Source organism: Rhodococcus sp. USK13 (assembly GCF_018343855.1).
Classification (GTDB): domain Bacteria; phylum Actinomycetota; class Actinomycetes; order Mycobacteriales; family Mycobacteriaceae; genus Rhodococcus_F; species Rhodococcus_F oxybenzonivorans.
Genome location: NZ_CP069242.1, coordinates 6,428,740 through 6,444,656, shown reverse-complemented (window position 1 = coordinate 6,444,656; position 15,917 = coordinate 6,428,740). Strand labels below are relative to the sequence as shown.

The 15,917-nt window shown below is 64.7% G+C and carries 15 protein-coding genes, 4 tRNA genes and 2 pseudogenes; 9 read left to right on the top strand and 12 right to left on the bottom strand.

Features of this window, described 5'->3' with window-relative positions; genetic code table 11:
• Nucleotides 1-34: 34 nt before the first annotated feature.
• The 3 genes from JQT59_RS32325 to JQT59_RS32315 all read right to left on the bottom strand — a co-directional run bounded on the left by JQT59_RS32325 (nt 35) and on the right by JQT59_RS32315 (nt 4,358).
• A complete protein-coding gene (locus JQT59_RS32325) occupies nt 35-2,062 on the bottom strand; it encodes an LCP family protein (RefSeq protein ID WP_213573466.1) in 2,028 nt (675 codons plus the stop codon).
• A 118-nt stretch (nt 2,063-2,180) separates the two neighbouring features.
• Entirely contained in the window at nt 2,181-3,323 is a 1,143-nt protein-coding gene (dusB, locus tag JQT59_RS32320) for a tRNA dihydrouridine synthase DusB (protein ID WP_109327263.1), read from the bottom strand.
• A gap of 78 nt (nt 3,324-3,401) precedes the next feature.
• On the bottom strand, nt 3,402-4,358 hold the full coding sequence (locus JQT59_RS32315; protein WP_109327265.1) for an acyl-ACP desaturase: 957 nt from the start codon (nt 4,356-4,358) through the stop codon (nt 3,402-3,404).
• Nucleotides 4,359-4,843: 485 nt separating this feature from the next.
• Here JQT59_RS32315 and JQT59_RS32310 point away from each other — a divergent pair, with 485 nt between their 5' ends.
• A complete protein-coding gene (locus JQT59_RS32310; RefSeq protein WP_213573465.1) occupies nt 4,844-5,431 on the top strand; it encodes a hypothetical protein in 588 nt (195 codons plus the stop codon).
• Nucleotides 5,432-5,441: 10 nt separating this feature from the next.
• On the opposite strand, the gene JQT59_RS32305 is transcribed toward JQT59_RS32310, so the two are convergent.
• Both JQT59_RS32305 and JQT59_RS32300 read right to left on the bottom strand, forming a co-directional pair.
• On the bottom strand, nt 5,442-6,530 hold the full coding sequence (locus tag JQT59_RS32305; RefSeq protein ID WP_213573464.1) for an NAD(P)-dependent alcohol dehydrogenase: 1,089 nt from the start codon (nt 6,528-6,530) through the stop codon (nt 5,442-5,444).
• 48 nt (nt 6,531-6,578) lie between these two features.
• A complete protein-coding gene (locus JQT59_RS32300) occupies nt 6,579-7,052 on the bottom strand; it encodes a DUF4334 domain-containing protein (protein WP_213573463.1) in 474 nt (157 codons plus the stop codon).
• A 126-nt stretch (nt 7,053-7,178) separates the two neighbouring features.
• Here JQT59_RS32300 and JQT59_RS32295 point away from each other — a divergent pair, with 126 nt between their 5' ends.
• On the top strand, nt 7,179-7,763 hold the full coding sequence (locus JQT59_RS32295; RefSeq protein ID WP_213578281.1) for a TetR family transcriptional regulator: 585 nt from the start codon (nt 7,179-7,181) through the stop codon (nt 7,761-7,763).
• Between the two features lie 49 nt (nt 7,764-7,812).
• Here the strand turns inward: JQT59_RS32295 and JQT59_RS32290 are convergent.
• Nucleotides 7,813-7,888, bottom strand: a tRNA-Lys gene (locus JQT59_RS32290).
• A gap of 317 nt (nt 7,889-8,205) precedes the next feature.
• On the opposite strand from JQT59_RS32290, the gene JQT59_RS32285 reads away from it, so the two are divergent.
• The 5 genes from JQT59_RS32285 to JQT59_RS32265 all read left to right on the top strand — a co-directional run bounded on the left by JQT59_RS32285 (nt 8,206) and on the right by JQT59_RS32265 (nt 10,298).
• Nucleotides 8,206-8,862 (top strand): TetR family transcriptional regulator, encoded by a 657-nt coding sequence (locus tag JQT59_RS32285; RefSeq protein ID WP_213573462.1) that lies wholly within the window; start codon nt 8,206-8,208, stop codon nt 8,860-8,862.
• Nucleotides 8,863-8,960: 98 nt separating this feature from the next.
• Nucleotides 8,961-9,033: transfer RNA gene (locus JQT59_RS32280), tRNA-Glu, on the top strand.
• A gap of 110 nt (nt 9,034-9,143) precedes the next feature.
• Nucleotides 9,144-9,217: transfer RNA gene (locus JQT59_RS32275), tRNA-Asp, on the top strand.
• A gap of 66 nt (nt 9,218-9,283) precedes the next feature.
• Nucleotides 9,284-9,357, top strand: a tRNA-Phe gene (locus JQT59_RS32270).
• Between the two features lie 101 nt (nt 9,358-9,458).
• Entirely contained in the window at nt 9,459-10,298 is an 840-nt protein-coding gene (locus JQT59_RS32265) for a TetR/AcrR family transcriptional regulator (protein ID WP_249353997.1), read from the top strand.
• 708 nt (nt 10,299-11,006) lie between these two features.
• Here the strand turns inward: JQT59_RS32265 and JQT59_RS32260 are convergent.
• Nucleotides 11,007-11,282: a hypothetical protein gene (locus JQT59_RS32260; RefSeq protein ID WP_213573461.1), complete on the bottom strand. Its 276-nt coding sequence runs from the start codon at nt 11,280-11,282 to the stop codon at nt 11,007-11,009.
• Nucleotides 11,275-12,198: an MBL fold metallo-hydrolase gene (locus tag JQT59_RS32255; protein ID WP_213573460.1), complete on the bottom strand. Its 924-nt coding sequence runs from the start codon at nt 12,196-12,198 to the stop codon at nt 11,275-11,277. The genes JQT59_RS32260 and JQT59_RS32255 overlap by 8 nt, the downstream gene beginning before the upstream one ends.
• Before the next feature lie 521 nt (nt 12,199-12,719).
• Here JQT59_RS32255 and JQT59_RS32250 point away from each other — a divergent pair.
• Nucleotides 12,720-13,328, top strand: coding sequence for a TetR/AcrR family transcriptional regulator (locus tag JQT59_RS32250; protein ID WP_213573459.1), 609 nt, complete (start codon nt 12,720-12,722; stop codon nt 13,326-13,328).
• Between the two features lie 189 nt (nt 13,329-13,517).
• Here JQT59_RS32250 and JQT59_RS32245 read toward each other — a convergent pair.
• The 4 genes and pseudogenes from JQT59_RS32245 to JQT59_RS38515 all read right to left on the bottom strand — a co-directional run.
• Nucleotides 13,518-13,693, bottom strand: a pseudogene (locus JQT59_RS32245) (DDE-type integrase/transposase/recombinase); the annotation flags it as partial.
• Between the two features lie 322 nt (nt 13,694-14,015).
• Nucleotides 14,016-14,540, bottom strand: coding sequence for an IS110 family transposase (locus tag JQT59_RS32240; protein ID WP_213573458.1), 525 nt, complete (start codon nt 14,538-14,540; stop codon nt 14,016-14,018).
• A gap of 2 nt (nt 14,541-14,542) precedes the next feature.
• Nucleotides 14,543-14,752, bottom strand: a complete 210-nt coding sequence (locus JQT59_RS32235) for a hypothetical protein (protein ID WP_213573457.1) — start codon at nt 14,750-14,752, stop codon at nt 14,543-14,545.
• A gap of 250 nt (nt 14,753-15,002) precedes the next feature.
• On the bottom strand, nt 15,003-15,197 hold the full coding sequence (locus JQT59_RS38515; RefSeq protein WP_213573456.1) for an SDR family oxidoreductase: 195 nt from the start codon (nt 15,195-15,197) through the stop codon (nt 15,003-15,005).
• A 170-nt stretch (nt 15,198-15,367) separates the two neighbouring features.
• Here JQT59_RS38515 and JQT59_RS32225 point away from each other — a divergent pair.
• Nucleotides 15,368-15,892: pseudogene (locus JQT59_RS32225) on the top strand (alcohol dehydrogenase catalytic domain-containing protein); the annotation flags it as partial.
• Between the last annotated feature and the right edge of the window lie 25 nt (nt 15,893-15,917).

Sequence of the window (15,917 nt, the reverse complement as noted above, 5' to 3'; positions counted from 1 at the left end):
TGAACGCGGGGTGAACGACGTGCCTGATCAGCGCTCAATCACAGGACGCGTCGCCGGCATTGACCACCGCAAGATCGGCGGGGATCTCGACGTCCTCCGGCTGGCCGACACGCACCCCGGACATGTCCAGCGGGGTGTCGATCGCGCTCGGTGCCTGCACGGTCCCGGAGAAGTTCGACCCGACGGCAACCTCGGTCACCGTGCCCAACCCGGAGGTCGACTCGAGGATCGCGCCGGGGAAAGCCGACGCGAGGGTGGCGGCTTCGGCTTCGTGCCCGGGGGAGAACCGGACGACCGTCTCGGCACTGGTGGCGGTGTAGTTTCCGACGTTGTAGATCTGAAAACCCTGCGCGGCCAGCGCGTCCGCGGTGGTCGCGGCCAGCCCCGATTCGCCGGAAGCGTTCGATACCTGCACCGACACGCTGGTCGGGTCGACCGCGAAAACGGAAAGTGGTGCGCTCGGCGTCGGAGTGGGGGCCGAGGCTGCAGCCTCGATCGGTTCGGCCCGCTTCTCCCCGGGAAGCGGGGCGTCGTCGATGATGGCGCGGAAGATGGCCTTGATGTCATCGGTACGGGGAATCTCGTTTCCCCAGTCGGTAGTTCCTGCGGTCGGGACCGTCAGGAAGGTGACCGCGCCGGCGTCGACGTTCTGTAGCGAACGGCCGAGTGTGACCAGGGACTTGGTGTCGATGTTCTCCACGAACGTGTCCCGCGTGAAGGCGTTGATGAACCCGTTGAGCTTGCCGGGGTTGAGGAGAACCTGACTGGACAGTGCTCCCCTGAGAAGCGCAGACAGGAACCGCTGTTGACGGTTGATGCGGCCGTAGTCACCGTTGCCCTCCGCCTCCACGTGGCGGGCGCGGACGAAGTTCAGCGCTGTCTTTCCGTCGAGCACTTGGGTGCCGGCCTCGGGAAGCACGGTGCCGAGGACGAAATCCTCGAGCGGCTGTGTGGTGCAGATCTTGACGCCACCGATCTCGTTCACCATCGACTCGAAACCGGCGAAGTCCATGCCGACGAAGTGGCCGATCTTCAGGCCCGACATCTTCTGGATCACCTTCACCAGACACTTCGGCCCGCCCAGGGCGTAGGTGGCATTCAGCTTGTCGCCCTCGGCGGAGGGGAACGTTTCCTCGGTGTACGTCCCGGTGGCGTTGTCCCAGCCCTGGCAGACAGGGCGCTCGACGTCGAGGTCGCGGGGAAAGGAGACCGCCACGACGCGGCTGCGATCAGCAGGAATATTGACGAGCATCACGGTGTCGGCGCGCGAACCCTCGGCGTCCTCGACCGTTCCGGCGCCGATCGTGCCGCTGGCACCGGCTCGGGTGTCGGTGCCGACGATGAGATAAGTCTCGTCACCGGTCTGCCCACCTGCGTCGACGATGTCCGTCGACTCGGTGTCGAGGGCGGCGATCTGATCGAACTTGCCTTCGGTGGAACGCAGGTAGCCCCACACGATTCCTGTTCCGGCGAGCGCGATCACTGCCACCAACGCGACGAACGCGCGCCCCACCGCCCGCAGGCGGCGGCGTCGACGGCTCTTGCTCAACGCCAGACGAGTCAATCCCGGATTACCGACCACCTGAGGAGTCGCGGTGGTCTCGGCGTCGACATGCCAGCCGGTCTCTGCGTCGCCGGTGGCGAGCTGTGAGGGCGGAGGACTGAACGTCGGCTCCGGTGGCGCGACGGCACCGGGTGGGGGATGTCGCTCGTCGACGGGGGCGATCGTCTCGGTCTTGTCCGGATCATCCGGTCGCTGTGGTTCGTCTCCGGCGACCTTCTTGACGAGGTCTGCAACGGAGAGGCCTTCGGTGGGTCCGCCGGCCGCGCGCCGGCCGATGCGCCCGCTGTCCTGGCGGATGGCGTCCGTGCGCTCGATCGGGGGACGACGGTCCGACGGAGCCGGACGTTCGGGAGGCCGCTGTTCCGGAGGTGTCTGGCGTGGAGGCAGCCGACGTTGTCGTCCCGACTGCGCTTCCCGATAGCGTTGATCGGCGAGAGGGCGTTCCCAGGGGGCGCGCGATTCGGGCGCCGGGGCGTCCGAACTGTGATCATCACCCACCGATACAACCTGCCCTTTCCGCCGACCCGGACCTCCGTCGGGGCCGACGGATTCCAGTCATAGTACTTATCGAACGTCGGCGCTCCACTCGGGAAGCGATGCGACTCGCCCCCTGCTGCTAACCGCCCGAGTGCATCATGTCCGCTCCAGCCGGAACCAGGCAGTCCTCGGGATCGTCGAGCCAGCCCTCGGGGAGGGCCACGGTTCCCGGCGAGCCCTGTCGGCCCCGGGGTCCCTCGGCGTCCTTGGGGAAGGGGATCGACGGATCGAGCTGGGCGAGGAGCCCGTCGAGTTCGGTGAGGGTGCTGACGAGGGCCATGGCCACGCGCAGATCGGAGCCGGCCGGGAATCCGCGCAGATACCAGGAGACGTGCTTGCGTAGCTCCCGGAGGCCTTTGTCTTCGCCGTGGTGAGCAGCGAGGAGTTCGGCGTGGCGCCGGATGATGGTCGCGACTTCACCGAGGGTGGGCGGCGTCGGCAGTGGTAGTCCGTTCAACGCGGCGCTCAGCTCGGCGAACAGCCACGGCCTGCCGAGGCATCCGCGGCCGACGACGACGCCGTCGCACCCGGTCTGGTCCATCATGCGGGCCGCGTCCCCGGCGTCGAAGATGTCACCGTTTCCGAGCACCGGAACGTCCGTGACGTGTTCCTTGAGCCGTGCGATCTCGTTCCAGTCGGCCGTACCCGAGTACCGCTGGGACGCGGTGCGCGCGTGTAAGGCGACAGCGGCGGCGCCCTCGGCCGCGGCGATGCGGCCGGCGTCGAGATGCGTGTGGTGCTCTGCGTCGATGCCGACACGAAATTTGACCGTCACCGGAATGTCGGTGCCCTCGGTGGCCTTGACGGCGGCCGCGACGATCCGGCCGAACAGGTTGCGCTTGTACGGCAAGGCCGCGCCGCCACCCTTGCGTGTCACCTTGGGCACCGGGCAGCCGAAGTTCATGTCGATGTGGTCGGCCATGTTCTCGTCCACGATCATCTTGGCCGCCGCGTATGTCGTGTCGGGATCGACCGTGTACAGCTGCAGCGACCTCGGCGTCTCCGTCGGCCCGAACGTGGTCATGTGGAGAGTTGCGGGTTGCCGTTCGACGAGTGCCCGGGCGGTCACCATCTCGCAGACGTAGAGGCCGGACGTGCTCCCCGCCCGCTCCGTCTCGAGTTCCCGGCACAGCGTGCGGAACGCGACGTTGGTGATGCCTGCCATGGGAGCGAGCACCACCGGGCTGCGCAGCTCGAGCGAACCGATACGAAGGGTAGACATTGACGACCTCTGGGAAAGTGCTGACAAAAAGCGTGCCCGGCACCGAATCCGGTACCGGGCACAGGATAGCTGTTTCGGCTAGGAAGCCTTCTGCTCGCGCTTCTTGGCCTCGCGAGCAAGCATGCGGTCACGCTGCTCCTCGAACTTGGTGGCCTGGCCCTCGAGGTTCTCGAGGAAGGCGCCGAGCGACTCGCGGATTTCTTCGCCACGTGCCGTGAAGTCGGACCGCTCGAAGATGTTCCACTTGCGCAGGACCGGCATGACGACCTCTTCGAGGTGCTGACGGAGGTCGTAGATGCCGTGCTTGGCCATGAGCACGCCGTTGCGGCGGAAGTTCGGCATTCCCGCGCCCGGCATCTGGAAGTTCTGGACGATCATGTTGATGGCCTCGAGTGCCTGGTCGGGCGCGAGATCGAGGGCTGCACCGCACATGTTGCGGTAGAAGATCATGTGCAGGTTCTCGTCGGCCGCGATGCGCTGCAGCATTTTGTCGGCGACGGGGTCTTTGCAGGCTTTACCGGTGTTGCGGTGGCTCACCCGGGTGGCCAGCTCCTGGAAGGTGACATATGCCACCGAGTGGAGGAAGCCGGCATCGACGTCGGCGGGGGAGGCGAAGCCGTTCGTCATGTGCTCCATGCGGAAGCGCTCGAGCTGGACGGGGTCGACGGCGCGGGTCACGACGAGGTAGTCGCGCATCACGATGCCGTGACGGTTCTCCTCGGCGGTCCAGCGGCCGACCCAGGTGCCCCACGCGCCGTCCTGGGAGAAGTTCTCGGCGATCTCACGGTGATACGAGGGAAGATTGTCCTCGGTGAGCAGGTTGGTGATCATGGCGGCCTTGGCGACCTCGTCGAGCTGTGACTGCTCCGGATCCCAGTCGATTCCGCCCATCGCAGCAAAGTTGCGGCCTTCGTCCCACGGAACGTAGTCGTGCGGATGCCATTCCTTGGCCATGGAGATGTGGCGGTTGACGTTCTCTTCTGCGACCGGCAGCAGCTCCTGCAGCAGCTCGAGTTGGGTCAGATCCCTCGCCATGTGTTTAGCCTCCATATAGCTCACTGTGACTGTCGTTCAGCCTACGGCACCGTAAGTACGTCGGTAAACGCTTTCGGTGCGCCGGAGACCGAGGAAGTTACCGATCCGTAATCGAATCTCCGGGGTCTGTCGCCGCGACACGGCCGACCGTTACAGACAGTGTACTGGGAGACGCCGATGGGCAGTGACCTGCGCGGTTATGCGGGAAAGGTCATCACGTCGGCTGCCCGGCACTGTGGGCGGTCACAGATTGCGGCGTTTGCCGAGGTCGTCGTTACGTGCCCGAGTCGTGGGCGATGCTCTCGTTGACCGTTCCGTGTCCGATTTCTTCGGTGTGTCGTGCCGTGATGTGAATCCCGACACGCCGTGCAGCTTCTCCATGAAACAACAGGCTTCGTCACGACGTCGGCGCACGTGGTTGCGCTGGACCCCGGCACAGCCAACAATCGGGTCATGGCAACTGTGCCGACGCAGGGGGACGAACGATGACGGCAGACATCAGCGGTTCCACCACACCAGCGAAGCCGGGCTTGCCCGCCTGGGCGAAGAAGGCTATCGCTGTCGCTGCGGTCGTCGTAGTCCTGGTCATCGCCTATTTCATTCTGGCGGCCTACCTTCCGCGGGCGTGGGCGCAGAACGTCGGTGGGCTGGCCGACGGCAGCTTCGGTGCCGGTATTCTCTGGGGCTTGTTGTTCGGCTTCCTGTGCACTCTCATTCCACTCCTGCTGTTCCGCGGAGCGTGGCGATTGTTCCGCCGGCGCCGATTCAAGCCGGTGCAGGTAATCATGCTGGTGGTCGCCGTGATCGTCGCGCTGCCCACTCTCCTGACTCTCAGCGTGGTGCTCGGCGGAAACAGCGCGGCACATGCGGGCGAACGGATCATGGATGTGGACGCGCCCGGGTTCCGTGGAGCGTCTCTGGCGGGCGCGATCATCGGCGTCGTCGTCTTCCTCGGCGTTATCGGCCTCACCTACACCTATCGCAAGCGCGGCGAGGATCTGGCCGAGCTCCGTGCCGATGCAGATTCGAAGGGCTCGGCGACTGGACCCGGCGAGGCGCCGTCCGCACCCTGAGGGTTGCCGATCACCACACCAGTACCGGTTTGACGATGATGCCGGAGGTCTGATCGGCCACGGCGCGATCGATGTCTGTGAACGGGTATCGGGTGACGAGCCGGTCGACCGGGAACTTCCCTTCCGCGTGCAGGGCGAGGAGCCGCGGAATGAAGGTCTGCACCGACGAGTCACCTTCGATGCACCCTCGCAGAGTCTTGCCCTTGCGCATCAGGTCCTGGATGTTCACCATCACCTCCGGTGCGCCGAGTCCCACCACGACGGCCGTGCCCCTTTCCCGCAGTGCCGAGACGGCGTGGCCGATCACTGTCGGAATTCCCGTCGTATCGAGCGTATGGGTGGCGCCGCCGCCGGTCAGTGCCCGAATCTCGGCGACGACGTCCTGGGTGGCCGGATCGAGGGCCATGGCACCGAATTCCTCGGCGAGTGCGCGTCGTGCGGGAACGGTATCTACGGCGCACAGCGTCGCAACTCCGCTCGCGCGGGCAGCGAGAAGGGCTGCGAATCCGACGCTTCCGGCGCCGAAGACCACCACGGTCGAGTCGTCATCCGGAGCAAGCACATTCAGAACTGTGCCCGCCCCTGTCTGGAAACCGCATCCGAAGGGCGCCGCAAGGGTGAGATCCACGGACTTGTCCACCACGACCACGTTGTCCGCCGTCGCCACCACGTACTCGGCGAAGCTGGACTGGCCGAAGAAGGCGGCCCGCACCTCTCCACCGTTCTGGGTGATCGTCGTCGATCCGTCCGGGCGGCGTCCCGAACTGTTGAGCTGTTGGGCGCGTTCGCAATAGGCGGGATGCCCGCCGCGGCATTGCCGGCAGGCGCCGCAGTGCCGATAGCTGAGCACCACGTGGTCACCTGGTGAAATGTCCTTCACCAGTGCGCCCACCTCCTCAACCACTCCGGCGCCCTCGTGCCCGAAGACGGCCGGCCCCATCGCGGCGGGATGCGTCGACTTGGCGAAGAGGTCGGTGTGGCACAGCCCGGTGGCAACGATGCGCACGACCACCTCGTCGGGACGCGCACGATCGAGCTCGACCGTTTCGAGCGAGAAAGACGACTGCGGGCCACGGGAGAGTGCGGCCTTCATCTGCATGGGGGCGTCCTCGGTGTCGAGGGGGCGATTCGTCGATTCGTCACCGGGTCAGTCTCTTTCGAGCACGAAGTAGTAGTGCCGGCCGCCATCGAGGACGAGTGCGGACTTGCCGTTCATGATGCCCATCAAGGTTGTGTCGTCGACCCGTTTGAAGTGATCGAAGATGGGCGCGCCGTCGTAGACCATGGTCGCGGTCACCTCACCCCGGAACTCGATGTTCCACAGGCTTGCCTCCCCGTTTCCGCTCGCGATGTCGGAGAAGAGGTTTCCGTCCGCGTCGCGGCAGATCAAGGGTTTCGCGTCTTCGAGCGAATTGAACGTCTTTCCGTGCCAACGGCTCGCGGCAAGTTTCTCGTGCAGGCGATGGCCGGTGGCGAAGTCGTCGCCCTTCCACTGCCCGAGGATCTCCTCGGCGCGTACCGGGTCGAGCGCTGCCCACACTGCGTCGAGGTCGTCGGGGGATACGCCGCTCTCGAGCCGGCGGAGTGTGCTGAAGGTGATGCGTGCCTCATCGATGTCCATGGAGAGTCCTCCGGAGAGTGCGTGGAGTCTGCGCTCGGCGTGATGTTCGCGAACCATTTGGTTCGCCAAGACGAAACCCTACGCCGAACCAAATGGTTCGGCAACGGTCAATTTAGGATGATCCGTATGCGTTCAGCCGGTGAAGCCACGAGGGAACGGATTCTCGCTGCGGCGAAGGAGGAGTTCGCTCGCCACGGAGTGGCCGGGGCCCGGATCAATCGCATCGCGGCGGCAGCCCGGGCGAGCAAGGATCGGTTGTACGCCTACTTCGACAGCAAGGAAGCGCTCTTCGACGCGGTCTCGCACCAATGGATTGTCGAAACGACCGAAGTGACCGCGCTGCGCGGAGACGACCTGCCCGGGTACGTCGGTCGACTGTTCGACAACTATCTGGCTCATCCCGAGAACGCGAGATTGCAGGAATGGGCCGATCTGGAGATGGGTGAGCTGGACGACGAGAACGACATGCGGATCCGCGCATTGCGGCCCAAGATCGCCGAGATTCGTCGCGGCCAGGAGGCGGGGTTCATAGACCCGTCTTGGAACCCCGCTGAGTTGCTGCTGGTCATCACCGACATCGCGCGCACGCTGGCGGCGACACGTCTCGCGTTTCACGACGGAAGATCGGGCCGGCGCGGCGCTGCCGAACGAAGACAGACGGCTGTCGAGGCCGTGCGGCGACTGATCGCGGTGCCGGGCGCCGAGCCTTGAACGGGCCGCTGACCCCTTACCCGGCGAAGGCGCCGAGTAAGGGGAGTGGTGGTGCCCCCAGTAGGGCTCGAACCTACGACCTGCGGATTAAAAGTCCGTAGCTCTACCAACTGAGCTATAGGGGCGCGGAGCCAGAGTCTAGTGCGCGGACGGCCGGGATGAGAACTGGACCCCCCGGTTCGCCGTCACCTGTCTCGAACCGACGGGTGGGCTCGGGTGCGCACCCCCTGCAGCGCACCCGAGCCGACCCAAATTATACCACTCGGTGTGTTTTTGGCAGAGGTCTGTTTAGCGCCCCATAAAAATCCTTGGGTCGGCTCGCGCGGTAGTTTTCATGGCGGACAGACTGTTGTGTCGGTTTTTTCAAAACGGGCATACTGTTATGTGAGACTTCGCGTCCTGGACGTCGGAGCCCGGAACAGCCGGAGAGGGATCTACCGCCATGGCACGTCAACAGGAGCGTGCGCGACGTACTCGCGCTGCACTGGTGGAGTCGGCCGCGATCGAATTCGCCAAGCGCGGTTACGCCGCTGCGTCGGTGAACACGATTCTCGAGGGCTCGAACGCCACCAAGGGGGCGATGTACTTCCACTTCCAGTCCAAGGAAGAACTCGCCCGAGCGGTTCTGCAGGCTGGGGTCGAGCAGTTCACCGCCCTGACGGAACGCTGGACGCGCCGCACCGACCTGGACCCCTTCGAGGCACTGCACTGCCTCGTCGTCGATCTGGCCGAGCTGTTCCGCACCAATGTGATCGTGCAGGCCGAATTCCGGCTCATTATCGAGCCCGAGTTCTACGCGGACGTGCAATCCGGTGGTTCGCAGGTGTGGGGCGCCACCGCTCGCCAGTTCGCCCTGCGCGCGCAGAAAGAAGGGCTGCTGCGGGAGGGTGTCGACACGGAGAAGTTCACCCGGGTGCTGGCGGCCTCGTTGGCCGGTCAGAGGTACATGGCGGATCTGACGGAGCTGAGGGGCGACCTGGCCGACCTCTTCGAGGAATCGCTCGAGGTGGTCCTCGCTGCGATGGCATCCGAGCAATGGCTCGAGAAGTTTGCCAGGCAGGGGTGGCCCGAATGTCGGTCCGATCTGCCCGAATTATAGTTTGACCTGGCGATTTGGGATTTTCTCGATCTGTGTCCTAAGCTATCCAAGCTCCCAACGGAACGCCGTTGAGGTACTGGTTCGGAGAAATCCGACGGGCCCCCTTCGTCTAGCGGCCTAGGACGCCGCCCTTTCAAGGCGGTAGCGCGGGTTCGAATCCCGTAGGGGGTACGTTTGACCGGTGTCGAGCATGCGGTATGGTTCGACAGCAGTAAAAGTGGGACAGCAGTAAAAGTGACATGCAGTATCGCTTCACTTGTGAAGCACAGCAGGACAAGCAAGGCCCTGTGGCGCAGTTGGTTAGCGCGCCGCCCTGTCACGGCGGAGGTCGCGGGTTCGAGTCCCGTCAGGGTCGCAGATGCGTATCCGATACCCGGTATCGGATACGCAATGCGATAGGCATTCGGTTCGGGTGCCGTCCGGCCAGGTAGCTCAGTTGGTACGAGCGTCCGCCTGAAAAGCGGAAGGTCGCCGGTTCGATCCCGGCCCTGGCCACACACTGTTTCTGCTGGTCAGGAACGTTCTTGCTGATCCAGCTCTCATTCGGGACACGTGGGGTCAGCTCTTATGGGGCCACTGACGAATGTGCCGCCGCGGTGACCGCGCCCCGCACCCGCAGATCCACCCATATCCAGCGCACGCATCGGCGTAAGTCCCCATCGCTCGGCCGGACCATCCGCCCGGTCGACGATGCAGGAAGTCGCATAAGATCCACCGATCGACCGAACCGACCGGTCGCGCATGGCACCGTTGATGTGTTAGATAGCGCTCGCTACACTTGGAGTATGTCAGCCAAAACCATGTCCCCGCGTGATCGCCTTTTGGCTGCCGCGGACGATCTGTTCTTCAAGGAAGGCATTCGCGCCGTCGGGATCAATCGCATCCTCGAGCAGGCGAATACGCCGATTATGACCCTTTACCGCCACTTCGGCTCGAAGGATGGGCTGGCAGCGGCATATCTGGAGCGTCGCGGTGAGAGACTTCGCGACGAGGTCGGCGGTGAAGTGGAGCGGCGCGCGAAATCGCCGCGGGAGGCGATTCTTGCCACCTTCGACATTCTTCGTGAGGGACTCGAGGAGGCAGATTTCCGGGGCTGCCCGTTCATCAACGCAACGGTGGAGATGGCGTCGCCGGATCACGAGGTCGCTCGAATAGCGCGTCGATACAAGGATGCCGGTCGACAGGGGTTCGCCGAACTCGCGGCGGAGCTCGGCGTGTCCGATCCGGCAGGACTGGCCATTCAGTTGACGCTGTTGCTCGACGGGGCCAGCGCATCCGCCGTCCTGTTCCAGGATTTAACAGGCGCAGTGCACGCCCGTTCTGCGGCTGAAATCCTGATCGACAGCGCCTTGGCTGGTCGCCCGCGCGACGCTGCCGAGACGCAGCAGGAAGCTGTGCAGCCATCGAATATTTCTGACGCCAACTCCGCTGCCTGACGCCTTCGGCTATTCGACGACCGCAGAAACCGGCTCGGTACAAGCTTCGAAATGGCCGCCCGGGGCAGGAGGAGGCGCTTCGGATGCGCGGCGGCCTCTTGGCCGCGCATGACCACGCGCTCGTTCGGCGCGACGACCATGAGCAGCGGGGTGGGTTGGCAGGACGCAGGGGGACACCTGCGGCAGGCGGCAGTGTCGACCGGCCGCGGCCAACCGCTCCGGATTTGGACCGATTGGCCGCCGGCTGTTGCTCGCGCAGCTCCCTGAGTTGGAGATGCGGCTCGCGTGGGTCTCGGGATCCAAGACAGATGAGATCGCGTGCCGGTGAACGAGTCGAGTTGTGAAGCGCTGCAGTGGAGGTGAGACCTGTTGGCGCGCTATCGTCGAGGACGACCCTGTCCAACCGTGTCTTTCTCGGGTAGCGGCAATAGGCGTGACGACTCGATATGTTCGGCGGGCGCGGACGGCGTGTGCTCGTATATTTCTGTGGCGTGTGCCGCGCTCTCGACCGAGAGCAATGCGCAGAGGCCGATGACAGTCTTCTTCGCGATCCCGGTGCGAGACCGATCGAGGCGTCGAACCAGCCCGGAGTCCACCGTGGTGGGGGATCTCCGAGCTGGTTCGTCCTCAGGCGCAGGTCACAGCTTGACAGCGCGAAATTCGTTGTCGATGAACATGTTCGAAGTTTGGCCTTCCCGATTCGAGGGGTCACGCCGACTTCGCTTCAGGCCTCCCAGGTACCGGTTGCGCGCCCTGCGAGTGGCTTCTGTCGATGGCGGCGAGGCGGCCGGCCGCGACATCGTCAATGGCTTGACCGATGGGGTGGCTCATCAACTCCGGTGAACACGCGAGGAGCTGTCGTAGGCGGGCGAAGAACACCGCTTCGGTGATTCCGAATTCCACCATGATGTCTTCGGGATTCCCGCCACCGAAGCGATACCACCGCTCCGCGAACGCCATCATCCGGCTTCGCTCGTTACTCACCGATCTGCGTGGCGCTGACCGTGTTACGAGCCTCGAAGGCGTTGAAGGCCGAGAAATACAGCGTCCAGAGGTTGCCGTGGTAGGGGAACTTCTCCTGCATGGTCGCGGTGAGTTCTTGCGCGTCCTTGGCGACTTCGTAGGCGGCGGCGAATTGTGTGATGTAGCCGCGGGTCTGCGCGATCATCGTCTCCACCGCGTAATCGTCGCCGTCGGGCCGGCGGTGGCCGGCGACGATGATCCGAGGGTTGAGGTTCTCTACGAGGTCCACGGTCTCGAGCCAGTCCTGCCACTCGTCGGGCGTCGCCAGGCCGAGCATGGGGTGGATCTCGTTGTAGATGGCGTCACCGGCCACGACGGCATCGATCGCCGGGATGTGCACGATTGTGGTCGGGCTGATGTCGGCCTGCTTGACCTCGATGATCTTCAGCGGTGAACCGTCAACGTAGAAGGTGTCGCCCTCGATCGGTTCGGGGAGCGCGTCGCCGGAAACGCTGGAGTCGCCGAACATCAGCTTCCACTGCTCAGCGTGCTCGTCCCTCGTCTCCTTGATCGCCTCGACGACATGGGGTAGCGCGACGCACTTTGCCTCCGGGAACCGCTCCATCAGGGGGCCGATGCCGAGGTAGTGATCGGGGTGCGCATGCGTGACGTAGATCGTGGTGAGGGTCTTGCCCGTGCGCTCGATGAGGTCGCCGAGGTCTCGGACGTCGTCCTCGAGGTACTGGGCGTCGATGAGTGCGACCTCGGTCGGGCCACTCACGATGGTGGAGGTGGTGGGCGAGAAGGTTCCGGTCTCCAGTCCGGGGAAAGGAGAGGGGATCTCGGGCCAGCGACCGACGTAGACCGTCGCGCGGATCGGCGGTGTAGCCGGTGTCGATTGTGAACTGACGCCGACGGAGTGAGCATCGATGGTCACGTGGTACCTCCAGGTTTGCGGGGTAGAAGCGCGTTGGCGCGGCCCGGTGTGGCCGACAGAAGTGCTGTGGAGAGAGTACTTTCTATCACACTCGAGGGCAAGGGTGTGGAGTGGATTTCCGACCCCCGGATCTTGTTATCCAGCTTCCTGTGGCGTCGTAGAAGTACTCGGATCAGGCTGACTACGACGACATCGGCGACTGCGAAGCGTGGCGACGCCGGTCGACGGACAACCCGCGGCGGGTGCGCCGTCGCGACGGCGGTGGCACGAGCCGCCCGACGGTTCAGTCATGGCGGTGGCGGTGGCGGTGGTGAGTGTTTGGGGTCGGCGGACGGTCCGTTAAGGGGGGAGTCTCTATTACAGGCAAGGTGGGAGCATGGAGCGACTGCCTAATCCATCAGCCCGACCGCCCCGGGGCGATCTGGCCGCAACGGGCCCCGGCCCTGCGCCTGACGAATTCGATGTGTGAAATAGTGCACGCTTTGATGTGTGAGATAGCGTTCGCTCGCTACTATCTTGGCATGACAGCAACGAAAATTTCCCCGCGCGATCGCCTCCTGGCGGCCGCGGATGATCTCTTTTTCAAGGAGGGCATCCGCGCTGTGGGGATCAACCGCGTCCTGGAAGAGGCGCGGACGCCGATCATGACGCTGTACCGCCACTTCGGGTCGAAGGATGGGCTGGCCGCGGCATACCTCGAGCGTCACGGCGAGCGTTATGCCGAGGAGGTCGCCGGCGAGGTCATGCGACGTGCGTCCTCGCCGCGGGAGAAGATCCTGGCGACCTTCGACGTCGTCGGTGAACGGCTGGAAAAGGGAGACTTCCGGGGCTGTCCCTTCATCAACGCGACGGTCGAGATGGCGTCACCGGATCATGAGGTCGCGAAGATCGCGCGCCGCTACAAGGAGGCCGGGCGGCAATGGTTCGCCGAATTCGCGGCCGAGGCGGGGGTGCCTGATCCGGGAGGACTGGCTATCCAGTTGACGGTGCTGCTGGACGGCGCGGCCGCGGCCGCGGCCCTGTTTCAGGATTCCTCGGGTGCCACGTACGCCCGCTCGGCTGCCGGGGCCCTGGTCGACGCCGCGCTGGTCGCCGCCTCGACCGGCGGCGACGCAGGCGATCCTCGGTAGCAGACTGATCCGGAGCAGGAGGTAGTCGCCGGGCACTTCGGACTGTTGCGCACCGGCGCGTCAGCAGCGGGGCACGGAGTGCGGGCCAGGATGCTGCAAGAACACCTCCAGCGCCACGATAGAACCGGAGCTGGTCGATCGCTGTGCGAATCAGGAAACCCGGGAGCACCTGGCACGAACAGTCTTACTGTCGCTGTGGAAGACCACGCCACGAACGTCACTACCGCGGGTGCGTACCGCCATCTCGATCGCGTCCGTGACGAGCTCGGTGCGCATGTGTTCGGCGATGGCCAGCCCACCACGCGCCGCGAGCAGATGTCGATCACCGTGGCCAAAAGCAACCACGAGGATCCCACCGGCACGTACCCGCGCGGGTCAGGTGTCAAGCAGCCGCCGGATGAGACGGGATCTGATGGTCGAGCAAGGCGGCGTGGTCGTCCCAGGGTCGTTGTGTTGCAGACACCACCACATGCGCCCGAGGAGCTTGTTGGCGAGGTTGCGCATCGCGGCGTTGTGGTGGTCGCCGGCGGCTCGGGGCTCGTCGCTTGTCATAGTCGGCCCGTGCGCCCGCTGATTTGGTGAGGGTTACGAACGCCCACCAGTGGCAGGCGTCGCCGAGTCGCTTGTTGCGGACCTTTCGCGCCTTGACGTAGTGCGATCGGCCCGAGGGGGTGGCTGTCGAATTCGCTACACAAGGCTTCCTCGAGGCTGTCCACGGACTGCTGCATCGAGGCGATGACGGCGAGCAGGCCGGTGACCGAGTGCCTCCTCGACCTGCGGCGGCTGCCGGAGCGCGGGCGTTTTCAACTCCCGCAGGATCCGCTCGACCAGGTTCGGGTCGTTGCGCCGGCTCCTGTGATGCAGGAGCGTCACTACTTTGCGTCTAGTCAGGGTACGACCCGATGCCGGGGTGGACTCCGCGGGAAGCACCGCAACGGCGGCGCGGTGCTTCAAACTCCGAAATGCTTGCAGTGCAGCAGGATAGAACTCCAAAAGCACAGAGCGTAGTCGGCTGATGGTTTGATGCAGGGCCCAGATCGCCTCCTGGTGCTGACGGGCGAGGGCCTTGATCGCCCGGCCGTGTTCGCTGATCGCCGGCGTCGGCCGGTGCATCGCTCGGTCGGTGCGCAGAATATTCGCCAGGATCGCGGCGTCACCCGGATCGGACTTGCCGCCGGCCTGTCCGTGGCGTTCGCGGTAGCGCCACCGCACGGCTATACGGGGAATCCTGCTTCCGCGAGGGCCACGACGAGGAGATTCTTGTCGGTTTCGATCGCGATAGGGGTGGTGTCCGGTGGGCCTCCGCTCTCGGCGATTATCTCCAGCAGCGCGGTCAACCCTGCCGTGCCGGTGCCGATGCGTTTCCGGAGGACGACGGGGCCGTTCTCGTCGACGGGGGAAACTTGTGATGGACTTCGGCCCAATCGATTCCGCAGTTGATGCTTAAGTAAAACCTCCTGTCCAGCGGCGGATTCTGCTGTAAGCACAGGGGGTTGTGCGGCGACCTGAATGAGGACCGCACCCACTGGATGCGGTCCCCACGTGGGTTGCGTCCACACTGCGACTTGCACGGAAGCAAGGTTATGGCGGTGCCCTGTCAGGTGTCCATGCCGAGATGCGCCCCGCCTGCGACGTCCACGGACAGTCCGGTCAGATATCGATTTTCACCAGCTGTCAAAAATGCAACCGTTCGCGCCCCACCTCATCGGGCTCCGCGAACCGCTGCATCGGGTACTCCCGTGCGCGAGCGTTTCGCGCAGCCCGCGCAGAGCCTGACTGTGCCGCGAGTTGTGTCCACATCTCGGTATTTACCGGTCCTGGACTGACCGCGTTGACGGAGATGCCGCTTGGACCGAGGATCTTCGCCATCGACCACATGATGTGCAGCACGGCAATTTTGCTCGCGTTGTTGCCACCTCACTAGCCGAGTTTGCCGAGGGGCGCTCTCGCGGATTCGTGCGCACCGCGCCGCGTCGGCCGCCGCGGCGCCTCGGCCGAGCAGGCGCGCACGAATTCGCGTGCATCAGAAGCGAAATAAGATGTATGAAGGGCGTATCGCCCGTTTCGACGGTCCCGGCAAGCCATTCACGATCGAGGAGGTGAGTCTGGCCGACGTAGGGCCGGGGGAGATTCTCATCAAGGTCACGCGCGCCAACATCTGTGGTTCGGATCTGCACGCGTGGCACGGCACGTTCGTGACCCGGGGCTCGGCGGCGAGCTGCCGACCGTTCTCGGACACGAGATGGTCGGAGTTGTCGCCGCACTTGGTGACGGCGTCATCGAGGATTCCAATGGCAACCGTTGGCGGAAGGCACCCGCGTGGCCTTCACTTATGACACCTTGTGCCACAAGTGCCGAGCCTGTCTGTCGGGCCGCCGCGTCGCCTGCCCGCACCTCACGATGGCGATGTTGAAGCGGCCGACAAGCCGTCGTACTTCGTCGGCGGTACGGCGACTATTTCGTTCTATCCGCTGGGTCGGTGGTGTACACCATCCCGGACGCAGTCTCGGATGAACTGGCCTAGGTGCCATTGTGCACTCTCACAGGTGATGCACGGACTGGAGACCGCATCCGAGCGTTCGGAAATCA